The sequence below is a fragment of the Chryseobacterium limigenitum genome (genome assembly GCF_900114875.1).
Taxonomy (GTDB): Bacteria; Bacteroidota; Bacteroidia; order Flavobacteriales; family Weeksellaceae; genus Chryseobacterium; species Chryseobacterium limigenitum.
This window is the reverse complement of the sequence record NZ_FPKW01000020.1, coordinates 42,534-65,016: the sequence shown is the minus strand read 5'-3', so window position 1 is coordinate 65,016 and position 22,483 is coordinate 42,534. Positions and strand designations below refer to the sequence as shown.

Below are 22,483 nucleotides of genomic sequence, written 5' to 3'. Positions count from 1 at the left end.
ATCTTATTCTCGCAATATCCTGATTTAGAAAAAGCGTACAATTTATCTGATGGCCTGAGGAAAATTTACAATCAAAACATTCAAAAATCCGTTGCACTGTTGAAATTGGCACATTGGTTTAAAGAGGTGGAAGAATCAGGATTTAAAGCTTTCTCAGTGCTCAGAAAAACCATAATGAATCATTACAATGAGATTCTCAATTATTTTGAAAGAAGAAGCACGAATGCTTCCGCCGAGTCTTTCAATGCTAAAATAAAAAACTTCAGAGTACAATTAAGAGGCGTGCGGGATAAAGCATTTTTCCTCTTCAGGTTGTCTAAACTTTTTGCCTAGTCCCCAAGTTTTGAGATTGATCCGAAATCTGACCAGTACGCACGCGCGAGTAACTAATAAGAGTTAGATTTTTTATTAAGCTAACATAACGTTTGGATAATAAGTTAGAGTGCTATAACAATTGTAAAGATGATTAAACGTATTATTAGATTAAATTTTTATATAACACAATCTCGTGAAAGAGAGAATCAAATAATCTGTTTATTTGAATTGTAGACACAAATATGGACACAAATATGGACACAAAATAAAAACGCCTTTCTATAATTTACTGATATTCAGTTTTATATAGAAAGGCGATGAGGTACCTAGCGGATTCGAACCGCTGTAGATGGTGTTGCAGACCACTGCCTAGCCGCTCGGCCAAAGTACCATGGTTTACCATTTTTGAGGTGTGCAAATATAACAAAATATATTACGCTACAAAAATTTTTTATAAATTTTCTTTTGCTCCAAGGCTGTTTATATCGTCTTTTGCCTGTTTTTCAGCGATATAATTTTTCACTTTAATTACTCTTGTATCACTCCAGTTGTCATGAAATCCGTTATCTCCTAAAAAAGAAAGCTGATCGATGATGATGATTCCACGTATGCAGTTTCTTACAAAAAAGTTACCAACAGTAGGTTTTGTTCCGTCAATCATTATGACTTTGGTTCCTGTAATCAGTTTTCCGATGCTTTGTCCGCCAGTTAATGTTTCAATAAGGAACGAATAAAGGATGTATGAAACAATAAGCAACAACCTGTCAGTTATAGTAGACATATTGGAAACAAACCCATTAAATGAAGGGCTTATAGCCAATAAAATACCAATAATTACAAAATATACAATATAAAAAATAATCAGATCTATAAAATAATTGGCAATTCTCAGGCCTTTATCTGCTCTGTGATCTTCTACGATTCTTAAATGTTTTCTCATGGTTTAGTTTATAGTTTTAAATTTAGTTTTTTTAATTTACATTCCGTTGACGATCAATTTTAAAGTTGCATTAATGTCAATAACAGCGGTAATTCCTGTTGGATTTAAAAGGATATTGGTTGGTTTTAGACTGAATACCTTTCCTCTCATATTCAATCCTTTATAATATTCTTTATTAAAGGCTTCTTCAATGCTTTTTCTTGAATTTTCTTCGAGTTCCTGAGTAGGAATTCCGTATTCTTCTTCAATCATCTTCACAATTTTCCCTTGGAATAAAACGGAAGCGGTTTTTTGAAGAATATTCATGGTTTTCAGTTTAAACTTGGTATTAGACAAAACAATTTTTCTTTTGGTTTCGTCATACACAGGAATTCCGGAAATGATGGCTTTTCCTTTTATATAGCCGTCCGTTTGAGCTTCGATCATGATTTTATTATCTAACCCATACACCCTGATATCAGTGATTTTTACTTTAGATCCTTTTAAATCAAACTCTTTATTTAAAAAAGTTTTTCGTGCAATATTGGAGGCTTCCGTAAAAGGAATATTAGCTGTTGTCTGAAGTGAAAATTTATCTGCTAAAACAGGAATTGAGTTAAAATTACTCGCTGTTTTTATAGGTTGTGAAGATTCCGGTTTGCTTCCTGTAAAAGTTTCAGAATACACATCAATTCCAATATTGGTGTCGATCTGGTTTCCGTAAAATTTTAATGGAGTAATATTAATATTGATCGGTGTCACTTTCAACCAGGTATTGTATTCTTCAGAAATATTAAAAGGTTGTGTAAAAACATTCCAAGCCATCATCGCATATTGCTGAAAATTCAATTGCGTAGCCATTTGCTGGTCAAGCGTTTTGCAGAATTTCTCCTGTTGCTCTTTTAAGCTTTTTTCAACTAAAGAAGTAATCGGGATTTTAATTTTGCCATAATCCAGAACAGGTTTTGTAACCCATTTAAAACCGTTAGGTTGTGTATTGGTGACAATGGTCCAGTTATTTTTAAAACTTATAGAGGTATTGAAAGACATTACCGTTTCAAAAGTGGTATTCTGATATGTGTAAACTCCCAAAGTTCCGATGCCTTTTTCTGCCCATATTCTCAACGGAACCTCAATCAGTAAATTTTGATTAGTCCCTCCAACTACGCGGATTGCGCGGGTTTTCCAGACTTTTACTTTGAATTGATCATTGTTGTTATCGGTGTAAGAATCATCCTGATAAATGAGGTCTTTCACAGAAGCGTTGATCATGTTATTGATTTCCGAAAGTGGGATAGTCACCGGCATCGTAATGCTGGATTTTATCTTCGGAAAATTATAAACCGCCAATTGATTATCAACATTGGTTTGTCCAAAAATATGGATACACGTTAAGAGAAATAATATTTTAATGAATTTCAATTTCTTATGCTTTTAGAATACGAAAATAAGGATATTTTAATTTTCAGGTTTAAAACTTTTTTCCAGTTCAATACTTGCACCTTTCATTTCGCCCTGCATTGGGGGAGCAGTTTTGGTGATTTTTAATTTAATATAAGAAATCTGAGAAAATTTTTCATGAATTTTTGAAATAATTCTTCCTGCAACATGTTCCAACAATTTAGATTTAATATTCATTTCATCGTGAACGATCGCGTTAATATCAGCATAACTAATAGTATCCTTCAAATCATCCGATTCTGAAGCTTTCCATAAATCCGTATGAAGTTCCAGATTCAATATATAGTAAGTTCCGATGATATTTTCTTCTGGCAGAACTCCATGATGGGCATATATTTTTATATCTTCAAGATAGATTTTGCTCATTGTTTTTAATTTTGATCAAGCAAAAATCGTTTTAATTCTTCAAAATCTGCGTTAATTTCAACAGTTTTTTTCTCTTTCTTCATTAATTCAGCTAATGATTCTGGCACTTCAATTTTCATATTGGTAGCTTTTTCTACCGCATCAGGAAACTTTACAGTATGAGCCGTACCTAGAATGAAGCCTTTTTTATCAGGATTTTCTTCTAAATATTTTTCTAACGAAGCAAAAGCAACTGCACCGTGAGGTTCCAGCGTATATCCGTGATTTTTGTAAACCTCCGAAATGGTTTTTAAAGTTTCATTATCATTAATGGAATACCCTGAAATTTTATTTTTGAGATCATTAAATTGATGATGAAAAAGTTCTAAAATCCGCACAAAATTACTTGGATTCCCAACATCCATCGCATTTGAGAGTGTTGCAACGGTATCTTTATATTCTAATTTTTGAGTATTTAAATAATTGGGAACAACATCATTTTCATTACAGGCCGCAATAAAATGTTCCACAGGTAATCCTCTGAAATGTGCCAAAATTCCTGCACAAATATTCCCGAAATTTCCACTCGGAACACAAATTACAGGATTTTCATTGTTATTTTTTTGCCATTGTTTTAAAGCTAAAAGATAATAAATCTGCTGGGGAAGCCATCTCGCTACATTGATGGAATTGGCTGATGTTAAAAATAAATTTGAGTTAATTTTCTGGTCAGAAAAAGCCTGTTTCACCATATTTTGACAGTCATCAAAAGTTCCGTTAACCTCAATGGCTGAAATATTTTCTCCCAATGCGGTCAGTTGCTTTTCCTGAACCGGACTCACTCTGTTTTTTGGATATAAAATCACCACACTTACTCCCGGAGTTTTATAAAAACCATGAGCAACTGCACCTCCTGTATCTCCTGAAGTTGCTACCAAAACGGTAACTTTCTTATCTTCATCCTTTAAAAAATAGGATAGGCACTGACTCATAAATCGAGCCCCAATATCTTTAAACGCCAGTGTAGGACCATGAAAAAGTTCTAAAACAGAGATTTTATCATTGATTTTTTTCAATGGAATCTCAAAATTGATTGTTTCTCTAACTATTTCTTTTAATAATGATTCAGGGATCTCATCACCAACGAAGTCTTTCATGCATCGAAATGCAATTTCTTCATCAGAGAATTGAGTTAAATTTTCAATAAAATTCTTCTCAAACTGAGGAATGTTTTCGGGAAAAAACAGGCCTTTTTCATTTCCCTGACCTTTAATAGTGGCAGTTTTAAAATTAACCTGTTCTTTTTTATCTTTTAAATTATAATAAATCATTGTCTTGGTTTTATTTGAGTTAATTCTAATCTTCACTAATGATTTCAATTCCTGCGGGATTGATTTTTGAGACATACACGAAGCTGTCAATATCAATTTCATCGTAAATTGATTTCATCATTTCAGCAATTTTCTGTGCAGTTTCTTCCTTTTCTGTCAGCATAAAAATAGAAGGGCCGGAACCGGAAATTCCACCACCTAAAGCTTCAAGCTGTAAACTTTTAGCTTTAACGTCATCAAATTTCGGAATCAAAATACTTCGGACAGGTTCTATAATGACATCGTTCAGGCTTCTTGCGATCAAAGCATGGTCGTTTTTTTCAATTCCGGCTACCAATCCTGCAATATTTCCCCATTGTTGTACAGCATCTCTAAGCAAAATATTTTTCTTTAAGATCTGTCTTGCATCAGATGTTTTCACTTCAACCTGCGGATGTACCGCTGCAACAAAGAGATTGGGACAGTTTAACGGGATAACATCAATAGGATCGGCTGATTTCACTAATGTTATTCCGCCCAAAAGACACGGAGCAATATTATCTGCATGTCTCACTCCGGAGGCTAATTCTTCTCCAAACATTGCAAAATGAATCATTTCGTTTTGAGACAGAAGATTTCCTAATAAAGCATTGGCTCCAAAAGCGGCTCCGGCGGCGCTAGCCGCACTGGAGCCGAGCCCACTTCCCGGTTTTATATTTTTATGAATAGTTACTTCAAAACCATTTTTAAGCTTTAAATGTTCCTGAATTTTTAAAAGGACGACTCCGGCAACATTTTCTTCCGCTTTTTCAGGGAGCCCGAAATTATCTGTGTGTTTTATAACAATGTCGGGAGCTTCCAGTAATTTTATTTCCATTTCATCATAAGGCTGGTTGATTGCCATCCCCAAAATATCGAAGCCGCAAACCAAATTCGCGACTGTTGCAGGAACTTTTATTTTTATTTTTTTCATATTTTATTATTTAAACTGAACGTACAATATCTGCAAAAACTCCGCTTGCTGTTACTTCTGCGCCGGCACCTGCGCCTTTTACGACTAATGGCTGCTCAGAATATCGTAAAGTTTTTAGAATGACAATATTATCTTTGCCGTAAAGGTGAAACAGGTCACTTTCCGGGGCGATGTGCTGTAGGCCTACTTTGGCTTTTCCATCTTTAAATTCGGCAACATATTTTAAAATTTTGCCTTCTTTTTTAGCTCCATCCAATATTTTTTTAAAATGATCCTCATATTGAATCATCATACTGTAAAAATCATCAACGCTTCCGTTCATACATTCTTGAGGAAGAAATTGTATATTCTCTATTTCATCAAACTGAAGTGAATATCCGGCTTCTCTTGCCAGAATTAAAATTTTACGCACAACATCTGTTCCTGCCAGATCAAGTCTTGGATCGGGCTCAGTAAAACCTTGTTTTTGTGCTTCGGCTACGATCTCGGAAAACGATTTGCTACCGTCATAATTATTAAAAACAAAATTTAATGTTCCACTCAATACGGCTTGAATGGAAGTGATTTGGTCGCCACTTCTTATCAGGTCATTAATGGTTCCGATAATAGGCAGACCTGCTCCCACATTAGTTTCAAAGAAAAATTTGCGATTGTGGTTTTTAGCGATATTTTTTAATGATTTATATTTTTCAAAATCGGAAGAGGCGGCAATTTTGTTACAAGCAACAATATTTATGCATCTTTTTAATACAGTTTCATAAATTTCGGGAACCTGTGCGTTGGTTGTTACGTCTACAAGAACTGAGTTTCTAAGGTTTCTTGAAATAATTTCTTCTGCAAATTTTTTGATGGAAGCTTGTTCACCGTTTTCTAGTTTTTCATTCAATTCATTTTGTGAAATTCCCTGATCCGAAAATACCATTTTTCGGCTGTTTGAAATTCCTGCAATTCTTAAATTAATCAAAAGATTTTCCTGCAGATATTTATTCTGATTATAAATCTGCTGAATCAGTTTTGAGCCAACATTCCCTGTTCCGCAAATATAAAGATGCACCTGTTTTATTTCTGATTCAAAAAATTCTTCATGAAGTACATTTACAGCTTTTTTAATATCTTTTTCTGAGATCACAATGCTGATATTTCGCTCTGATGAACCTTGAGCAATAGCTCTGATATTAATCCCGTTATTTCCCAAACAGCCGAACATTTTGGCACTTACACCGCTTCGGTTTTTCATATTTTCTCCGACCAGAGCGACAATTGAAAGTCCCGATTCTATTTTTAGAGGTGAAATTCTTTTTAATTTTAAATCATCCTCAAATGAAGCATTGATGGCATTTTCTGCATTGAAAGTGTCTTTTTCATTGATTGCAATTGTAATCGAATGTTCCGAAGAGCTTTGAGTGATAAGGATTACATTTATTTTTTCACGACTAAGACATTGAAATAGTTTTGCTGAAATACCGGGAATTCCAACCATTCCACTACCTTCTAAAGTAAGAAGGGCAATGTTGCTCATATTTGAAATTCCTACTGCGATTTGCTGTTCTTCACCTTCTGAAATTTTAATGTTATGAGATATCAAAGTACCCGGAGCTTCGGGATCAAAAGTATTTTTAATCATTAAATTAATATTCTTCACCATAACCGGCTGAATTGTTGGTGGATAAAGAACTTTTGCTCCAAAATGAGAAAGCTCCATCGCTTCCTGATAAGATATTTTCGGAATAACCTTGGCATTGGAAGAAAGCTTGGGATCTGCAGTCATCATTCCGCTCACGTCAGTCCATATTTGGAGTTCTTCTGCATCTAATGACGACGCGAATATTGATGCTGTATAATCTGATCCCCCTCTTCCCAAAGTTGTTATATTTCCGTTTTGATCCTTAGCAATAAATCCGGGAGCAACAGTTATTTGCTGTTGATTTTCTTTAAAATATTTAACTAAATTTCTTTCAGTGGTTTCAACATCAACTTTTGCATTGGTGAAGTTGCTGTTTGTGATGATATAGTCCGCAGAATTCATCCAGACGGAATCTAATTTTTCAAATTTAAATCTTGCCGCAATAATATTTGACGATAAAAATTCTCCGTAAGATGCTATTTTGTCTTTGGTGCGATCTGTAAATTCACCTAAAACAAATATTCCGTTGCATAGGTCTTCAATGTCATTAAAATGTTTTTTTACAAAACTTAACCATGCGCTCTGTTCTAGAATGGGAATAAGTTCTTTTACAAGATTTAAATGTTTCTCTTCAATTGTTTTGATGGTTGAGAGATAGCTTTCATCTTTATTAGAGGCCTGTTCAGCTGCTTTTATCAGATGATCTGTTACGCCATGTAGCGCTGAAACGACAACAATTATTTTTTGTGAAGATTCTTTTTTAATGATATTTTCTACTTTCAGAATATTTTCTGAACTGGCTACAGATGTTCCGCCGAATTTGAGGACTTTCATCATTTTTTTGATTTTGAATTATTGACAATAGAATTTTTTCACTCTTTAAAAAAAGAGCACTGGTGCCGGTGATAATATGTGAAAATGTACCCCGTTATGGGGTAGTAGTTGTAATCGTAGAAACAGAAGATGCTTCAGAAGCAGAAAACTTCAGAGCAGAAATATCATATATGTTTCGTGTAAATTTCATTGTTGTAAAACAAATGTACAAATTATTTTTAAATATCAAAATGTAGAGGTAAAGGATTATTTTTCAATATAGTGTGATTTAATAGAGATATTTACTAAATTTATAAGCAAAACTAAATCAAATTATTATGAAAAATCAAAAAAGATTAAACAGAAAGAATTTAGAACAAATTAATGGGGCAGGAGTACCTCCAATTACTCATTGCAATGGTTGCCCAACAGGTGCTTTTGGGCCTAATGAAACTCATTCTTGTGAAGCATATTGGGGGCTTCCGGAGACTTGCAGAAAATGTGTTCTTGTCAGTATGGACTGCTTCGAACTAGTTCAAATATCAAAATAAAATTACTATGAAAAATCTAAAAAGAATTAACAGAGAAAATCTGAAATCAATTAATGGTGGTGCAACTTGCAATTATGTGTGCCCTCCGGGACCTTACGGGCCGGGGTTTCCAAGATCATGCGAAGCTTTTGATGCTTTGCCGTCGTGCTGTAAGTCAAAAGTTTTAGTAAGTATGGATTGTTTTCCTCAATAACTGAAAATTATTATTAAAACGTTATTTCATATTTTAAACTCAATCAAACTCAAATAAATTATGAAAAATTTAAAAAAATTGTCTAGAGCAGAACAAACGAAAATTCAAGGAGGTTTCACTCAAGTTCAGATAGACGCATGCGGCGGTGAAGCTTATGTGTGCTTCCGTCCAGGAGGATGGGGATGTTGGCGAAAGCCGGGAGGAACTTGTTATGCACCTATGGTTTAATAAAAAAAAAGCACTGTTTTTACAGTGCTTTTGATTTTTAATTACTTTTTAGCTATTGAGAAGTAATTTTTTTCTTCGGAATATTTAACTTAGAACTTAAGTTCGGAAAATATTTTATCATCTCTGAGATGTTTTTTCCTACAGTATCAATAAATTTCCAGAGCTTTCCATTATCTTTAGAAATACCTACTAAGTAATAGTCTCCTAAAATTTTACCTTTTGGAGTTTCCATTTCTATTTTTTGATGAACTACAGTTTGTAATTCAGTCTTATTATTTATAATATCTGAGGCATCAGAAAAAGTAACATCTTTAAAAGTATAACCTGCTTTTTCCATCTTATTTATGGCATCCACAGAAGCTTCAATCATTTTCTTTTTATTTCCATACATTTTTATTACCCCATCATAAACGTAATTACTAAAAGCATTATAATTTTTTTCCATGAAGTATTTCCTCATGTCATTAGCTTGTTTAATAATGGCTTGTTTTTGATTTTGCGAAAAACCAAAAATAACGATGAATAAAAATATAATTGAAAATACTTTTTTCATTTATTTTATACTTTTCGAAAGATCTAGCATCGCCTCAATTGGCTTCAATGCTCTCAAACGAAGTTCTTCGTCGATAAGGATCTCAGGTAATTCATATTTCATACATAAGTACAACTTTTCCATTGTATTACGTTTCATGTAGAAACATTCTGAACAGTTACAGCTTTCATCAAAAACCAAAGCTGGAATCAATTCTTTATGTGGCGCACGTTTTCTCATTTCGTGAAGAATTCCTTCTTCTGTAGCGATGATGAATTTCTGACAATCTTCTTTTTCAACATAGTTTAGAAGAGCAGAAGTAGAGCCAATAAAATGAGCTAATTTCAATACTGATTCTTCACTTTCAGGGTGAGCGATCAGTTTTGCATCAGGATTATCAGCTAATTGCTGAGCAATTCTTTCCATGGAAAATGCTTCATGCACGATGCAGCTTCCATCCCAAAGGATCATGTCGCGACCTGTCTTTTGAGATAAATATCTTCCTAGATTTTTATCCGGTGCGAAAATAATTGGTCGGTCTTTTGGCAACGCTTCAATTACCGTTTCGGCGTTTGAACTTGTTACGATAATATCACTTTCAGCTTTTGTTTCAGCGTTACAGTTGATGTAGGTTGCGATCAAAGCATTAGGATGCTGTTCACGCATTTTTCTCAAACCTTCTCCTGAACAACCGTCTGCCAAAGAGCATCCCGCCATGGTGTCGGGAAGAACTACTTTTTTAGTTGGGTTCAAGATCTTCGCTGCCTCTGCCATGAAATGTACTCCGCAGAATACGATCATATCAGCGTTGGTATCTTTTGCCTGTCTTGCCAATTGCAGAGAATCTCCAAGGAAATCAGCAATATCCTGAATCTCTCCAGGTTGGTAATAATGCGCTAAAATAACCGCATTTTTCTCTTCTTTCAATTTAAGAATGGCCTTCACCAATTCTTCTCCTTGAGGAATTACCAAATCTTTTATATCCAAAAATCCTCTTACGGGAATCGCAGATTTAGCTTTTTCTAATGTTTCGGTACTCATATCAACCTCAATGTTTTTTGATTATAGTAAGTTAGATTTTAGAAATTAGAAGTTAGATTTGCTCCGGAATTTGCCGGCATTTTTTACTAACTTCTAATCTCTAACTTCTAGTTTCTTTCTATAAATTTTTTTATTAAACTTTCTATTTCTTCTTTTGCAATATCCAAATCGTTATTGATCACGATTTTGTCAAACTCTTTTGCGTAAGACATTTCTTCTTCTGCCTTTTCTACGCGGGTTTTGATAGTCTCTGCATCATCTGTGTTTCTGGAGATCAATCTTCGTTCCAATTCTTCAATGGAAGGCGGTTCGATGAAAATTGACAGGGCTTTCTCTCCAAAATACTTTTTTAAAGAAATTCCGCCTTTTACATCAACATCAAAGATCACTACTTTTCCCTGATTCCAGATCTTTTCAACTTCAGATTTTAAAGTACCGTAATATTTATCAGTGTACACCTCTTCAAACTCCACAAAAGCATCTTCCGAAATTTTCTGTCTGAATTCATCAGGACTTAAAAAATGATAATCCACTGCATGTATCTCGCTTCCTCTTGGCTGTCTTGTTGTACAGGAAATTGAAAACTGAAGCTCATTGAATACTTTCAAAGAATGCTTTACTAATGTAGTTTTTCCGCTTCCTGACGGCGCTGAAAATATGATAACTTTATTCATATGGTTGTTGGTTGCTTGTTTCTCGTTGCTTGTTTTATCAAGAAACTGTCAACTATTAACTAGCAACTAATTATAATACGTTTAACGTTTGTTCTTTAATTTTTTCCAAATCATCTTTCATCATCACGACCAATTTTTGGATCTCAGCGTGATTGGCTTTTGAACCTAATGTATTGATCTCTCTTCCGATCTCCTGGGAAATAAAACCTAGTTTCTTTCCGTTGAAATCTTCATTATCCATTACTTCCAGGTAATATTTTAAGTGTTGAGTTAATCTTACTTTTTCTTCAGCAATATCCAATTTCTCTGTGAAATAGGCCATTTCCTGATAGAAACGTGTTTCATCAACGTTTTCAAACTCTTTTAAAGATTTTTGGTAACGTTCTTTTACACTTTGAATTCTCACTTCTTCAAAAGGAATGACTTCGGATAAATATTTGTCGATATTTTTAATATTCTTCTCAAGTTCCTGATGTAAGGTTTTCCCTTCCGTCTTTCTGAAATCTTCAAATTTGTCAACAGCATTATTAACAATTTTTGCTAAAGATTCCCATTCGCCTTCCGTCAGTTCATCCGGTCTTGATGTGATCGCATCAGGAAGTCTTACCGCCATTTTTAGGTACTCAAATTCCGGAGCATCAGAAGCAATATTTCGAAGCTCATTCATGTAAGAATCAATTAGTTTTTTATTGATTTTCACATCGTTAGACTCTTCAAGATTCTCTATATTGATATAACAGTCTACTTTTCCACGGATGATTCTGTCGTTAAGAATTTTTCTGATCTCAAATTCTTTTTCCTTATAGCGTAACGGTACTTTGATATTTAAATCAAAGCTTTTGCTGTTCAGAGATTTAACGTCTACGGTTATTTTTTTTCCTTCAAAAACATCTTCGGCTCTACCGAAACCGGTCATTGATAAAATCATAGTTTTTTATTGTCGTACAAAGATAAACATTTAAGTGTATGTGTTCTCACTATATTCAATTTTAACCACAAAAGTCACAAAAGAAAAGTTTAGAAATATTTAGTTTTCAAAAGAGCAAAAAAGTTTACGTTCTGCTTTTTTGAGCTTTTAAATATCTAAAAATCAAAGAAAGTCTTTTGTGACTTTTGTGGTGGAAAATAAAAAATCAATTTTCGTAAATTAGCGCTGTGAAAAAGAAAAACTTAATTTCTGTTGTAGGACCCACCGGAATTGGAAAAACAAGATTGGCCATTGATTTGGCTAACCATTTCAGCACAGAGATCATTTCCTGTGACTCGCGCCAGTTTTTTAAGGAAATGAAAATCGGTACAGCTTCGCCTTCGCAGGAAGAATTAGAGCAAGCACCTCATCATTTTATTGGAAATCTTTCTGTTCAGGAATATTATTCTATCGGACAATACGAGGAAGATGCCTTAAAAAAACTCAATGAACTTTTTGAAAAATACGATACCGTCATTTTGGTTGGCGGAAGTATGATGTATGAAAAAGCATTGATTGAAGGACTGAATGATTTGCCTGAAGCTAATGAAGAGAATCAACGAAAACTTCAGGAGATTCTGGATAACGAAGGAATTGAAAAATTACAGGAAATCCTGAAAGAACTCGATCCTGAGTATTTTGCAGTGGTAGATTTTCATAATCATCGAAGACTTTTCAGATCTATTGATATTATTTGGCAAACGAATAAAAAATATTCTGAATTGATTGCTGTTTCACAGGATTCAAGAGATTTTAATGTGATCCGAATCGGAATTGAAGCTCCCCGAGAAGAACTGTACGACAGAATCAACAGGAGAGTAGATATGATGATGGAGAAAGGCTTGTTGGAAGAAGCGAAAAGTCTGGAGAAATTCAAAGGATTGACTGCTTTAAATACGGTTGGTTATGCAGAATTATTCAAATATTTTGATGGAGAATGGGAGTTGGATTTTGCCATTTCTGAAATCAAGAAAAACAGCCGAAGATATGCAAAACGTCAACTGACTTGGTATAGAAAAGCGGATGATATTCATTATTTGCAATTGGGATATTCTCAGGAGGATTTTGATGGGTTGATTGAATATATTAATCAGGAACTTGGCAAGTAATTTTTTAACGCAAAGATTTATTCTCAATTTTGCATATTTAAGGGAGCAAAGAATTGAATCAATGCAATTGATTCTTAATAAGCTAGCTTCGTCAGCGACTTTGTCGCTTTTCTTTGCTCACTCAAATATTAGTTTTCCTATATTAAAACTTTGCGTTTAAAAATAAATGCAATCTTAATGGTTCAATTGTCATTCTGACGAAGGAAGAATCTTTACAAACATAGCTTAGATTCCACGTTTCACTGCGTTTCGCTCTGAATGACAGTGCGAGCGGAAAATAAACGGTTCAATTAAAACAAAAAAAGTGCGATTCCGAAAAACCGCACTTCAAACAATATTAATTTAATTGACTACTTCCAACCGCCACCTAGAGCTCGGTATAGATCTACAATACTGCTTAATCTCTGTCTTTTTACGGACGCAAGATTCAGTTCAGCCTGTAAGGAATTTCCCTGAGCTGTAATTACTTCCAGGTAATTTGCCATTCCGCCTTTGTAAAGCATTTCGGCACTTTTAATTCCGTTTTTCAACGTTGCAACTTGTTCGGTTGCTTTTTGTTCCTGAACTTTTAAGCTTTCATTTGAAACCAAGGCATCAGAAACTTCACCTACTGCATTCAAAACAGATTGACGGAACGCTAACACGTTTTTCTCTCTCTGAATTTCAGCAACATTTAAATCGGTTTTTAATTGTCTTTTCTGGAAAATAGGCTGAGTTAATCCTCCCAATACAGATCCGAATAATGAAGCCGGAATCTGAAACCAGTTATCAAGTTTAAATGAATTTACGCCACCGTTAGCTGTGATTTTCAATGCCGGATACATATTTGCCTGAGCAATTCCTACCATTGAATTGGATTCCAACAATACCAATTCCTGCTGACGAACGTCCGGACGACGGCTTACCATCGCTGCAGGAAGTCCTGTAGAAATGTTTTGAGGTAAAGAAGTGTCTGACATTTCAATCGTTCTGTTCACTTTATTTGGATTTTCACCCACCAAAATACTCAATGCATTTTCCTGAATGGCAATATTTTGCTCCAGTTGAGTGATCAAAAGTTCTGTCGATTGCTTTTGAGCAGTAGCCTGCTGAACCCCCAATGAAGTTGTATCGCCACTTTGCCATAATTTTTCTGTAAGAGAAAGGGTATTTGTGCTTAAATCTAAGTTTGATTTTGCAATTTGTAATTGTTTATCAAGCATCAATAAATTATAATATCCTTGAGCAATTGCTGCAACAACCTGCGTTTGAATTGCTTTTGTAGCTTCGTAAGTTTGCAGATACTGCATTCTTGAAACCTCTTGTTGATTTTTAATTTTGCCCCAAATATCAGCTTCCCAAGAAAGATTGAAGGCTGCATTGTAATCTTCAACATGGCTTTGACCTAAAAATAAATTAAGACTCTGCCCGTTCATGCTGTTTTTTGAAGGCTTCGAAATTTGTCCCGAAACCGCAAAACCAACATCCGGATACTGAAGATATTTTGCCTGTTTTAGTTTTTCCTGTGAAGAAGCGACTTGTTTTAAAGCAATCTGAAGATCATAATTATGGGTAATTCCTTTTTCAATTAAACCCTGTAAAATAGGGTCGCTGAAAAATTGTTTCCATTCCAGATTTGCCACGCTCGCTGTATCAGCCGTTGCCGTGTATTGGAATTTCTCTGGAAGCTCAAGCTCCGGTTCTGCATATGCCAATTTGGAGACACATGAAACCGAGCCTATAGCCAATATAAATGTGAGAAAAATATTCTTTATTCTTTTCATATGGAGATATTTATTTTTATTAAAAGGTTACATGTAATCGCTGGATTTTATTGAAATTTTCGTTTCCAAGTGATGGCGATTTCATAATTTTTAAACTTTTAATTGAATACAAAACTTTGAGAGTTTTTATTTTAAAACAAAGATGTCTTTAGTAGGAGAAAATACTTTGCTTTTATGATGGTAGTTTGAATAGTTGCTGCTCTATTTTTGTTAATTTAAATCTCTCAAAGTTTGTAATTCATTTTTTATTAATCAGCAGTTGCTAAAAGTTCTTCCTGTTGTTTTTGTTTTAACAGTCTTTTTTGTTTTCTGCTTGGCATTTTTTCATGTAAATATTGGAAGATCACATACATCACCGGAATGATGAAAATCCCGAATACCACTCCTGTAAACATCCCGCCAACTGTACTGATACCGATAGAGTGGTTACCTTTTGCCGCCGCACCCTGCGTCCAAACCAATGGAAGCATACCGATGATGAAGGCAAATGAGGTCATCAAAATTGGTCTTAGACGTAATCTTGAAGCCTGAAGAGCAGATTCAATTAATGATTTTCCTGCTTTTCTTCTTTGTACGGCAAATTCTACAATCAGAATCGCATTTTTGGCTAATAATCCGACGAGCATGATTAATCCAACCTGAACGTAAATGTTATTATCAATTCCGGCTAATCCTGTGAAAGCAAATACTCCGAAAATCCCTGTAGGAACCGTCAAAATAACCGCAAACGGAAGAATGTAACTTTCATACTGAGCTGCCAATAAGAAGTATACAAATAAAATACTTAACATGAAAACAAACGCTGTTTGTCCACCAGTTTTAATCTCTTCACGGGTAATACCTGTCCATTCGTAACCGTAACCTCGTGGAAGTGATTGTTTGGCAACTTCTTCTACCGCTTTAATCGCATCTCCGGTACTGTAACCAGGTTTTGGAGTTCCGTTAATGGTAACAGCGTTGAATAAGTTGTTTCTTGTTACAGTTTCAGGTCCGAAGGTTCTTTTTAAAGTCACTAAAGTCTTTACAGGAACCATTTCGCCCGTATTATTTTTAACATAAATTCCTTCCAGAGAATTCGCATCCGTACGATAAGGAACATCTGCCTGAGCCATTACTCTGTAGTATTTCCCGAATCTGTTGAAATCTGAAACGAAGCTACTTCCGTAATAAATTTGCATTGTCTGCATCAATTCTGTTATAGAAACTCCCAATTGATTGGCTTTATCAGCATTAACATCAATTGTATATTGCGGATTTCCGGCTGCATACGTTGTAAAGGCAAATGCAATTTCCGGACGTTTCATTAATTCTCCGATAAACGCCTGAGTGGTAGTCCCCAATTGCTCGAAAGAACCGTTGGTTTTATCCTGAAGCATAAATTCAAACCCTGAAACGTTACCAAAACCTTGTACCGTAGGGAAGTTGAAGAAGAATGCGTTGGCATCTTTCACTTGGGCAACTTTTCCGGTCAATGCTGCGGCAATTTGATCTGGATCTTTCATATCGCCACGTTTGTCATAATCTTTCAATTTAATAAAACCTGCAGAATAAGGAGAAGCGTTGGCGTTACTGATGAAGTTCATTCCATCAGCTACCCAAAGGTGGTTGGTGGCTTTTTCACCATTTACAATCTTATCGATTTGTTCAGTTGCTCTGTGCGTTCTTTCTAATGAACTTCCCGGAGGTGTATTCACTGCATACAACACGAAACCTTGATCTTCGGTAGGAATAAATCCTGTCGGAGCTTTATTAATTAAGAAAATACTGGCAGCAATAATAAGCGCTAAACCTGAAACGGCTACCCATTTGTTTTTAATTAAAAATTTAAGGCTGTAAATATATTTTCTGGTCATTTTGTTGAAGCTTGCATTAAATGCATTGAAAAATTTAGCTCCAAAACCTTTTCTATGACCGTGTTCGCCATGTTCTCCCTGAGGATCATTTAATAATAATGCACATAAAGCCGGACTTAATGTTAATGCATTAACCGCTGAAATCATAATCGCAATTACCAAAGTAAAGGCAAACTGTCTGTAGAAAACTCCCGCAGGCCCCTGCATGAAGCCAACCGGAATAAATACCGCACACATCACCAATGTAATCGAAATAATGGCACCGGAAATTTCACTCATGGAATTCGTCGTTGCTTGTTCAACAGGCATTCCTGTCTGTTCCATTTTGGAATGGACGGCTTCAACGACGACAATTGCATCATCCACCACAATACCAATGGCGAGTACCAATGCGAACAATGTCAACATATTAATACTGAAACCAAATAATTGAAGGAAGAAGAACGTACCGATAATCGCAACCGGAACCGCAATTGCAGGAATTAATGTAGATCTAAAATCCTGAAGGAAAATATACACTACAATAAATACCAGGATAAATGCAATCACTAAAGTCTCTACAACCTGATGAATAGACGCATCCAAGAAATCTTTAGAGTTGTACATGATGATCGGTTTTACTCCTTTTGGAAGCGTTGTTGAGAACTGATCAACCTGTTTTTCAATTTCAGTTAAAATTTCGTTGGCGTTTGAACCTGCAGTTTGTAAAATGGCGAAACCTGCAACCGGTTTTCCGTCAACTCTGTTCGCGGCTGTGTAAGTATATGAACCGAATTCTACTCTCGCCAGATCTTTCAATCTTAAAAATGAACCGTCATTATTGGCTTTAATGGCAATGTTTTCGTAGTCTTCGTTTTTGTTTAATTTACCTTTATACTTTAAAATATATTCGTAAGTTTCTTTACTTCCCTGTCCAAGACGTCCCGGAGCAGCTTCAAGGTTGTGATCTTTGATAGCCGCTAAAACTTCCTGTGGAGAAAGACCATTAGCTGCTAATCTGTCTGGTTTTAACCAAATTCTCATTGAATAATCTCTCGTTCCGAAAACCTGAGCCTGAGCAACCCCCGGAATACGCTGAATTTGTGGAATTACATTAATTTTAAGGTAATTCTGTAAGAAAAGTTCATCATATTGCTTTGGATCATCACTTGAAAGTCCCATGAACATGATCATACTGTTCTGAACTTTCTGCGTTGAGATTCCCGCCTGTACAACTTCTTGCGGAAGCTGGCTCATCGCTTTTGATACACGGTTTTGAACGTTTACCGCAGCGTTATCAGGGTCAGAACCTTGTTTAAAAAATACGCTCAAGGTCATTGATCCGTCGTTACTTGAGTTGGAGGTCATGTACGTCATGTTCTCCACTCCGTTCACCGCTTCTTCAATAGGAACCGCTACCGAACGGGCAACAACTTCTGCATTCGCTCCCGGATAAAATGCCGTCACCTGAACACTTGGAGGTGCAATATCCGGAAATAAGGTCACCGGAAGGTTAAAAACCGACATCGCTCCCAAGAGTAAGAGTATGATGGAGATGACCGTTGAAAGTACCGGTCTTTCTATAAATTGTTTTAACATAAGAAGTTTATTTTTTTAAGTCTTCTGTTTTTTGAAAAGGATTTTTTACAAAGGTTTTGCTCTCAAAAGGCTATCAGAAGAAATAACTTTTGGCTTAATGGCAACACCGTCTTTCAATGCTCCGATTCCTGTAAATACGATTTTATCTCCCACAGCAAGACCTTCTGAAATGAAGTAATAGCTTTCTGTTTTTCCAGAGATTTTTACAGGTTTTCCGGTTACTTTTTTATCCTTTCCAACTACATAAACGTAGGTTTTGTCCTGGATTTCAAAAGTTGCTTCCTGAGGAATAACAAGCGTACTTGTGAATAACTGAGGCATACGAACTCTACCGGTATTTCCTGTTCTCAACGTTCCGTTTGCATTCGGGAACACGGCGCGAACGCTGATTGCTCCTGTACTTTTGTCAAACTGTCCGTCGACAATGCTCATTTTACCTTTTTCAGGATACGTGCTGTTGTCTGCAATCACCAAGTCTACCATTGGCATATTTTTCAGTTTCTCGTTTAAAGTTGCTCCGGGATATTTATTTTGAAAAGCAATAAAATCCAGTTCGCTTAAAGAGAAATAGGCGTAAATCTCGCTGATGTCAGATAACAAAGTCAGTGGACTTGGGTCTGTTCTTGAAATTAAGCTTCCTTTTTTGTAAGGAATTCTTCCGATATAACCGCTAACTGGTGCTGTGATCGTAGTAAATCCTACATTGATTCTGGCTCCGCCCACAGAAGCTTTTGCCTGAGCTGCTGCGGCTACTGCTGCTGCATAATTTGCTTTTGCAGTTTTCATCTGTACATCAGAAACTACTTTTGCAGCTACCAACGGCTGAAGTCTGTCAACCTCAACTTTAGCTTTCTGAATGTTTGCGTTGGCAACTTGTAAATTGGCTTGTGCCATATTCATTTGCTCACCATAAGCTCTTGAATCTATTTTAAATAAAGGTTGTCCGGCTTTTACATAAGCCCCTTCCTCTACATAAATTCTATCTAAATATCCGTCAACCTGAGATCTGATCTCTACATTATTTTTCCCTTCTAAAGCTGTCGGGAATTCCTGATAAACTGTTGCAGGAGATGTGATTACGGTATAAACTGGCAATTCTGGTGCAGGTGGAGCAGCGTTTGATCCTTCGGCTGCCTTGGTGCAATTCTGTAAAAGGATAATACTTGAAATTAGTATGATAATCCTTGTTTTTGCAAGTGTTTTCATTTTAAGTTTAAATTTTTAATGAAGTGTTAGATTAAGTAGTATTGTTTTTAATTTAAATTCCGTTATTTTTTCTAACAGTGTTAATGATTGGTTCAAAAAAAATTACAGAATTCGTAATATTGATTAGATTATTGTTTACATGATTACAATTTTATTAATGTTGATTTTAAATGTATAAATAATGTGTGTAGTGTTATTTTTCCTAACAGTGTTAATGGTAAGGAAAGAAAATTACATAAAGTAATGCTATGAATTTAGTCTTCATTTTAAAGTTTTTTCTTTTTAATTTTAAAAAATTTGAATAATGTTAATTATTCCGTGTTACTTTTCCTAACGCTGTTAATTTTTGGTTCAAAAAAAATTTACAAAGATTTAACAAAAGCCGCAACCGTTTCGTCTAATGTTGTTTTATTCATTGTAGAAGGGATATCATCGTTACGCATCATCATAATAGAAATTAAGCCATGCACTGCTGAAAATAAAGCATGAGAGGAGTGACAAGCATTATCAGGATTTGAGCCTTTTTTCTTAATAATCTCATAAGTACAATCGTAGATCATGTCCTGAAATGAAGAAAATTCTTCTTTCATCAAACCTTTTCCGCTGCATTGCATTCCCAGACCAAACATTAGCTGGTAATATTCCTTGTTTTTAAATGCGAACTTCCAATAAGCATCAACAATAGCTGTAATCTGCTCTTCTGGAGTATCATGCTTCTTTTGAGCCTTTAATAATTCTATGTGCAGACAATGAAAACCGTTCAGTGAAATTTCATACAGAATAGCTTCCTTGTTTTCAAAGTAATCGTAAACTACTGGCGCACTGTATTCTATAGCGTCTGCGATTTTACGGATTGAAAGCGAGGCCCAACCTTCCGTTTTAGCCAAAGAAAAAGCCGCATCCAAAATATTGGCACGTATTGATTCTTTTTCTCTTTGACGACGCTCATGTAAGCCCATGATTTTTATTTTACTAACAGTGTTAGCAAAACTACAAACTTTTAAGTATATCTTCCAAATGTATTTTACTATTTAAGACTGACTAATGGTTTTAAAGTGATTGTATAAACAGATGAATGCAGGAGGAATGGGAATTTAAGTAGGTAATTTTGAAATTATTGTAAAAATTAATAGGATAAATAGCCTAGGTCGATTATATCATCATTGTTTTTGAATTTATATAACTTCTTTCTTCCCGCTTCAAGCTTCCTTACCTATATAATAAAAGAAATATTTATCTTTGTGCCTAAAAAAGATATGAATACTCCCTCAAATATGATCGCATTGGGTACAAAAGCTCCTTTTTTTGAGCTTCCGAACCCTTCAAAAAGTAATGAAATTCAGTCATTGGATGATTTGAAAGGTGAAAAAGGAACATTGGTGATCTTCATGTGCAACCATTGCCCGTTCGTTCTTCACGTAATTGATAAATTGAACGAATTATATGAAGACTATAACGAAAGAGGAATAGAATTCATCGCGATCAACGCTAATAATGTAGAAAAATATCCGGATGATTCTCCAGAGAAAATGATCGAATTCCAAATCGAAAAGAACTTTGATTTTCCTTATTTATATGACGAAAGTCAAGCGATCGCAAAAGCATACGAAGCGGCTTGTACACCGGATTTCTTTTTCTTTGATGAAAAATTAGATCTTATTTACAGAGGACAAATGGATGATTCAAGACCTGGAAATAATAAAGATGTGACGGGTGAAGATTTAATTATTGCTTTTGAAAATCTTTTATTAGGCGAACCTCAGGAAGATATCCAAAGACCGAGCATGGGTTGTAATATTAAATGGAAATAAATTTTAAGTTGATGGTTGCGGGTTGTCGGTTGATGGCTTTGCAATTTGATGATAATAAATAAGAGCTGTTCTTTTTGAGCAGCTTTTTTAATTAATATTGTTCACAAATTATATTTTACGAAAATATTATTCTAATTTATTGTAATTATGGCTTTTATGTTGGATTTAATATGTTCGAGTTATTAGCTGTAAAAGTTATCAACACGGTTATCCACAGAGTTATCCACAATTTTAGCTTTAAAAACTAGCCTTGATTTTAACTTCATTTTCAACCTTCAAATCTACATTTACTTTACTAGGAGAATAATTTTTAATAAACTCAGAAGGCGTTTTTTGGGTGTACTTTTTAAACATTCTATTAAAATAAGTCACATTATTAAAGCCGCAACTGTAACTACATTCTGAGATACTTTTATCCTGTGCCATCAGCAAGCAAGCCTTATTGATACGATATCTGTTTACAAATTCTGTAAACGTAATCTGTGTGGCTTTTTTGAAAAAATTACAGAAAGCGGGAAGGGTGAGATTGGCTAGTTTTGCAACATCTTCAATATTAATTTCTTTGTCATAATTGTGTTCAACAAAGGTGAAAATATTTTCCAAACGGGTTTTATTTCTTGAAATAATCGTGTAAGGCATGATTTCCTTATTTAAAAGCTCATAATCCGAACATTTTGAAAGCTCGAAAAGAATTTCAAGCAACAATAAATATCTTTTGTAACCTTCAGATTCCAGCATTAATTTTAACCTTGGAAGCATCGCTTTTTTGACCTTAGTATGAAATTGTATCCCATATTTTGAAAGCTCCAAAAGGTTTTTAATAGATCTTGCTTCAACTTCCTGTTGTGGAAACTGCAAAATATCTTCCTTGAACTGTAAAACAATTTCTTCATGCGGATCAATAGAGTTCAATCCAAATCCGGAGTGTGGAATATTAGAACCAATTAATACTAGATCGCCGTTCGTATAATTGCTTTTGTGGTAACCAACGTGGCGTGTTCCGTTCCCCGAAATCACGCACACGAGTTCAATTTCGGGATGGTAATGGTATTCCCATTTAAATTCCGAAATAGGGGAGTTGTTATGGATTGTGCGAAAAGAGCTCTTTTCATCGGGGATCACTCGTTCAAATGTAACTTTCATTCAGTTAATCGTATTTTATCGACTAAAATAATAATTATATTAATATAGTTCAAATATTCATTTACTATGTTAAA

20 protein-coding genes and 1 tRNA gene are annotated in these 22,483 nt (G+C 35.0%); 5 read left to right on the top strand and 16 right to left on the bottom strand.

The window, feature by feature from the left end; translation table 11 throughout:
* Nucleotides 1-333 (top strand): transposase (locus BT156_RS18390; protein ID WP_072412350.1); only part of this gene is annotated, 333 nt, incomplete at its 5' end.
* A gap of 302 nt (nt 334-635) precedes the next feature.
* Here BT156_RS18390 and BT156_RS18385 read toward each other — a convergent pair.
* The 7 genes from BT156_RS18385 to thrA form a co-directional block, all read right to left on the bottom strand.
* A tRNA-Cys gene (locus BT156_RS18385) sits at nt 636-706 on the bottom strand.
* A gap of 60 nt (nt 707-766) precedes the next feature.
* Complete coding sequence (locus BT156_RS18380) at nt 767-1,255, bottom strand: RDD family protein (RefSeq protein ID WP_072412348.1); 489 nt, start codon at nt 1,253-1,255, stop codon at nt 767-769.
* A 36-nt stretch (nt 1,256-1,291) separates the two neighbouring features.
* On the bottom strand, nt 1,292-2,656 hold the full coding sequence (locus BT156_RS18375; protein ID WP_072412346.1) for a DUF4403 family protein: 1,365 nt from the start codon (nt 2,654-2,656) through the stop codon (nt 1,292-1,294).
* 36 nt (nt 2,657-2,692) lie between these two features.
* The gene (gene folB / locus BT156_RS18370) at nt 2,693-3,061 is read right to left on the bottom strand and encodes a dihydroneopterin aldolase (RefSeq protein WP_072412344.1); all 369 of its coding nucleotides are present in this window, start codon (nt 3,059-3,061) and stop codon (nt 2,693-2,695) included.
* Between the two features lie 5 nt (nt 3,062-3,066).
* Nucleotides 3,067-4,371: a threonine synthase gene (thrC, locus tag BT156_RS18365; RefSeq protein ID WP_072412362.1), complete on the bottom strand. Its 1,305-nt coding sequence runs from the start codon at nt 4,369-4,371 to the stop codon at nt 3,067-3,069.
* 25 nt (nt 4,372-4,396) lie between these two features.
* Nucleotides 4,397-5,323 carry a homoserine kinase gene (locus BT156_RS18360; protein WP_072412342.1) on the bottom strand — a complete coding sequence of 309 codons (927 nt, stop codon included), beginning with the start codon at nt 5,321-5,323 and terminating at the stop codon, nt 4,397-4,399.
* Nucleotides 5,324-5,333: 10 nt separating this feature from the next.
* Nucleotides 5,334-7,781, bottom strand: coding sequence for a bifunctional aspartate kinase/homoserine dehydrogenase I (thrA, locus tag BT156_RS18355; RefSeq protein WP_072412360.1), 2,448 nt, complete (start codon nt 7,779-7,781; stop codon nt 5,334-5,336).
* Between the two features lie 537 nt (nt 7,782-8,318).
* Between thrA and BT156_RS21965 the strand changes: the two genes are divergently transcribed.
* Complete coding sequence (locus BT156_RS21965) at nt 8,319-8,504, top strand: bacteriocin-like protein (protein WP_139255519.1); 186 nt, start codon at nt 8,319-8,321, stop codon at nt 8,502-8,504.
* A 60-nt stretch (nt 8,505-8,564) separates the two neighbouring features.
* Entirely contained in the window at nt 8,565-8,732 is a 168-nt protein-coding gene (locus tag BT156_RS22215; RefSeq protein WP_435522180.1) for a bacteriocin-like protein, read from the top strand.
* 52 nt (nt 8,733-8,784) lie between these two features.
* Here BT156_RS22215 and BT156_RS18345 read toward each other — a convergent pair whose 3' ends face one another.
* The 4 genes from BT156_RS18345 to BT156_RS18330 form a co-directional block, all read right to left on the bottom strand.
* A complete protein-coding gene (locus tag BT156_RS18345) occupies nt 8,785-9,285 on the bottom strand; it encodes a hypothetical protein (RefSeq protein WP_072412338.1) in 501 nt (166 codons plus the stop codon).
* Nucleotides 9,286-10,305: a quinolinate synthase NadA gene (nadA, locus tag BT156_RS18340; protein ID WP_072412336.1), complete on the bottom strand. Its 1,020-nt coding sequence runs from the start codon at nt 10,303-10,305 to the stop codon at nt 9,286-9,288.
* A gap of 107 nt (nt 10,306-10,412) precedes the next feature.
* On the bottom strand, nt 10,413-10,979 hold the full coding sequence (gmk, locus tag BT156_RS18335) for a guanylate kinase (RefSeq protein WP_072412334.1): 567 nt from the start codon (nt 10,977-10,979) through the stop codon (nt 10,413-10,415).
* 70 nt (nt 10,980-11,049) lie between these two features.
* Nucleotides 11,050-11,907, bottom strand: a complete 858-nt coding sequence (locus BT156_RS18330) for a YicC/YloC family endoribonuclease (RefSeq protein WP_072412332.1) — start codon at nt 11,905-11,907, stop codon at nt 11,050-11,052.
* 227 nt (nt 11,908-12,134) lie between these two features.
* Between BT156_RS18330 and miaA the strand changes: the two genes are divergently transcribed.
* Nucleotides 12,135-13,055, top strand: coding sequence for a tRNA (adenosine(37)-N6)-dimethylallyltransferase MiaA (miaA, locus tag BT156_RS18325; protein ID WP_072412329.1), 921 nt, complete (start codon nt 12,135-12,137; stop codon nt 13,053-13,055).
* Between the two features lie 350 nt (nt 13,056-13,405).
* Here the strand turns inward: miaA and BT156_RS18320 are convergent, their stop codons facing one another.
* From BT156_RS18320 to BT156_RS18305, 4 genes are all read right to left on the bottom strand, one after another.
* Nucleotides 13,406-14,818, bottom strand: a complete 1,413-nt coding sequence (locus tag BT156_RS18320; protein WP_072412327.1) for an efflux transporter outer membrane subunit — start codon at nt 14,816-14,818, stop codon at nt 13,406-13,408.
* Nucleotides 14,819-15,066: 248 nt separating this feature from the next.
* Entirely contained in the window at nt 15,067-18,249 is a 3,183-nt protein-coding gene (locus tag BT156_RS18315; protein WP_072412325.1) for an efflux RND transporter permease subunit, read from the bottom strand.
* Between the two features lie 45 nt (nt 18,250-18,294).
* The gene (locus BT156_RS18310; RefSeq protein WP_072412323.1) at nt 18,295-19,455 is read right to left on the bottom strand and encodes an efflux RND transporter periplasmic adaptor subunit; all 1,161 of its coding nucleotides are present in this window, start codon (nt 19,453-19,455) and stop codon (nt 18,295-18,297) included.
* 362 nt (nt 19,456-19,817) lie between these two features.
* Nucleotides 19,818-20,414, bottom strand: coding sequence for a TetR/AcrR family transcriptional regulator (locus tag BT156_RS18305; RefSeq protein ID WP_072412321.1), 597 nt, complete (start codon nt 20,412-20,414; stop codon nt 19,818-19,820).
* A gap of 297 nt (nt 20,415-20,711) precedes the next feature.
* Between BT156_RS18305 and BT156_RS18300 the strand changes: the two genes are divergently transcribed.
* Nucleotides 20,712-21,266, top strand: a complete 555-nt coding sequence (locus BT156_RS18300; RefSeq protein WP_072412319.1) for a thioredoxin family protein — start codon at nt 20,712-20,714, stop codon at nt 21,264-21,266.
* Nucleotides 21,267-21,503: 237 nt separating this feature from the next.
* Here the strand turns inward: BT156_RS18300 and BT156_RS18295 are convergent, their stop codons facing one another.
* Nucleotides 21,504-22,409: an AraC family transcriptional regulator gene (locus BT156_RS18295; protein ID WP_072412317.1), complete on the bottom strand. Its 906-nt coding sequence runs from the start codon at nt 22,407-22,409 to the stop codon at nt 21,504-21,506.
* Nucleotides 22,410-22,483: the final 74 nt, after the last annotated feature.

Excerpts from the sequence above, each read along its gene's own strand:
- BT156_RS18295 (WP_072412317.1), bottom strand. The coding sequence starts at position 22,409 with ATGAAAGTTACATTTGAACGAGTGATCCCCGATGAAAAGAGCTCTTTT.
- BT156_RS18315 (WP_072412325.1), bottom strand. The coding sequence starts at position 18,249 with ATGTTAAAACAATTTATAGAAAGACCGGTACTTTCAACGGTCATCTCC.
- BT156_RS18345 (WP_072412338.1), bottom strand. The coding sequence starts at position 9,285 with ATGAAAAAAGTATTTTCAATTATATTTTTATTCATCGTTATTTTTGGT.
- BT156_RS18380 (WP_072412348.1), bottom strand. The coding sequence starts at position 1,255 with ATGAGAAAACATTTAAGAATCGTAGAAGATCACAGAGCAGATAAAGGC.
- BT156_RS18300 (WP_072412319.1), top strand. The coding sequence starts at position 20,712 with ATGAATACTCCCTCAAATATGATCGCATTGGGTACAAAAGCTCCTTTT.
- BT156_RS18310 (WP_072412323.1), bottom strand. The coding sequence starts at position 19,455 with ATGAAAACACTTGCAAAAACAAGGATTATCATACTAATTTCAAGTATT.
- BT156_RS18320 (WP_072412327.1), bottom strand. The coding sequence starts at position 14,818 with ATGAAAAGAATAAAGAATATTTTTCTCACATTTATATTGGCTATAGGC.
- thrA (WP_072412360.1), bottom strand. The coding sequence starts at position 7,781 with ATGAAAGTCCTCAAATTCGGCGGAACATCTGTAGCCAGTTCAGAAAAT.
- BT156_RS21965 (WP_139255519.1), top strand. The coding sequence starts at position 8,319 with ATGAAAAATCTAAAAAGAATTAACAGAGAAAATCTGAAATCAATTAAT.
- BT156_RS18360 (WP_072412342.1), bottom strand. The coding sequence starts at position 5,323 with ATGAAAAAAATAAAAATAAAAGTTCCTGCAACAGTCGCGAATTTGGTT.
- gmk (WP_072412334.1), bottom strand. The coding sequence starts at position 10,979 with ATGAATAAAGTTATCATATTTTCAGCGCCGTCAGGAAGCGGAAAAACT.
- BT156_RS18305 (WP_072412321.1), bottom strand. The coding sequence starts at position 20,414 with ATGGGCTTACATGAGCGTCGTCAAAGAGAAAAAGAATCAATACGTGCC.
- BT156_RS18330 (WP_072412332.1), bottom strand. The coding sequence starts at position 11,907 with ATGATTTTATCAATGACCGGTTTCGGTAGAGCCGAAGATGTTTTTGAA.
- BT156_RS22215 (WP_435522180.1), top strand. The coding sequence starts at position 8,565 with ATGAAAAATTTAAAAAAATTGTCTAGAGCAGAACAAACGAAAATTCAA.
- nadA (WP_072412336.1), bottom strand. The coding sequence starts at position 10,305 with ATGAGTACCGAAACATTAGAAAAAGCTAAATCTGCGATTCCCGTAAGA.
- folB (WP_072412344.1), bottom strand. The coding sequence starts at position 3,061 with ATGAGCAAAATCTATCTTGAAGATATAAAAATATATGCCCATCATGGA.
- thrC (WP_072412362.1), bottom strand. The coding sequence starts at position 4,371 with ATGATTTATTATAATTTAAAAGATAAAAAAGAACAGGTTAATTTTAAA.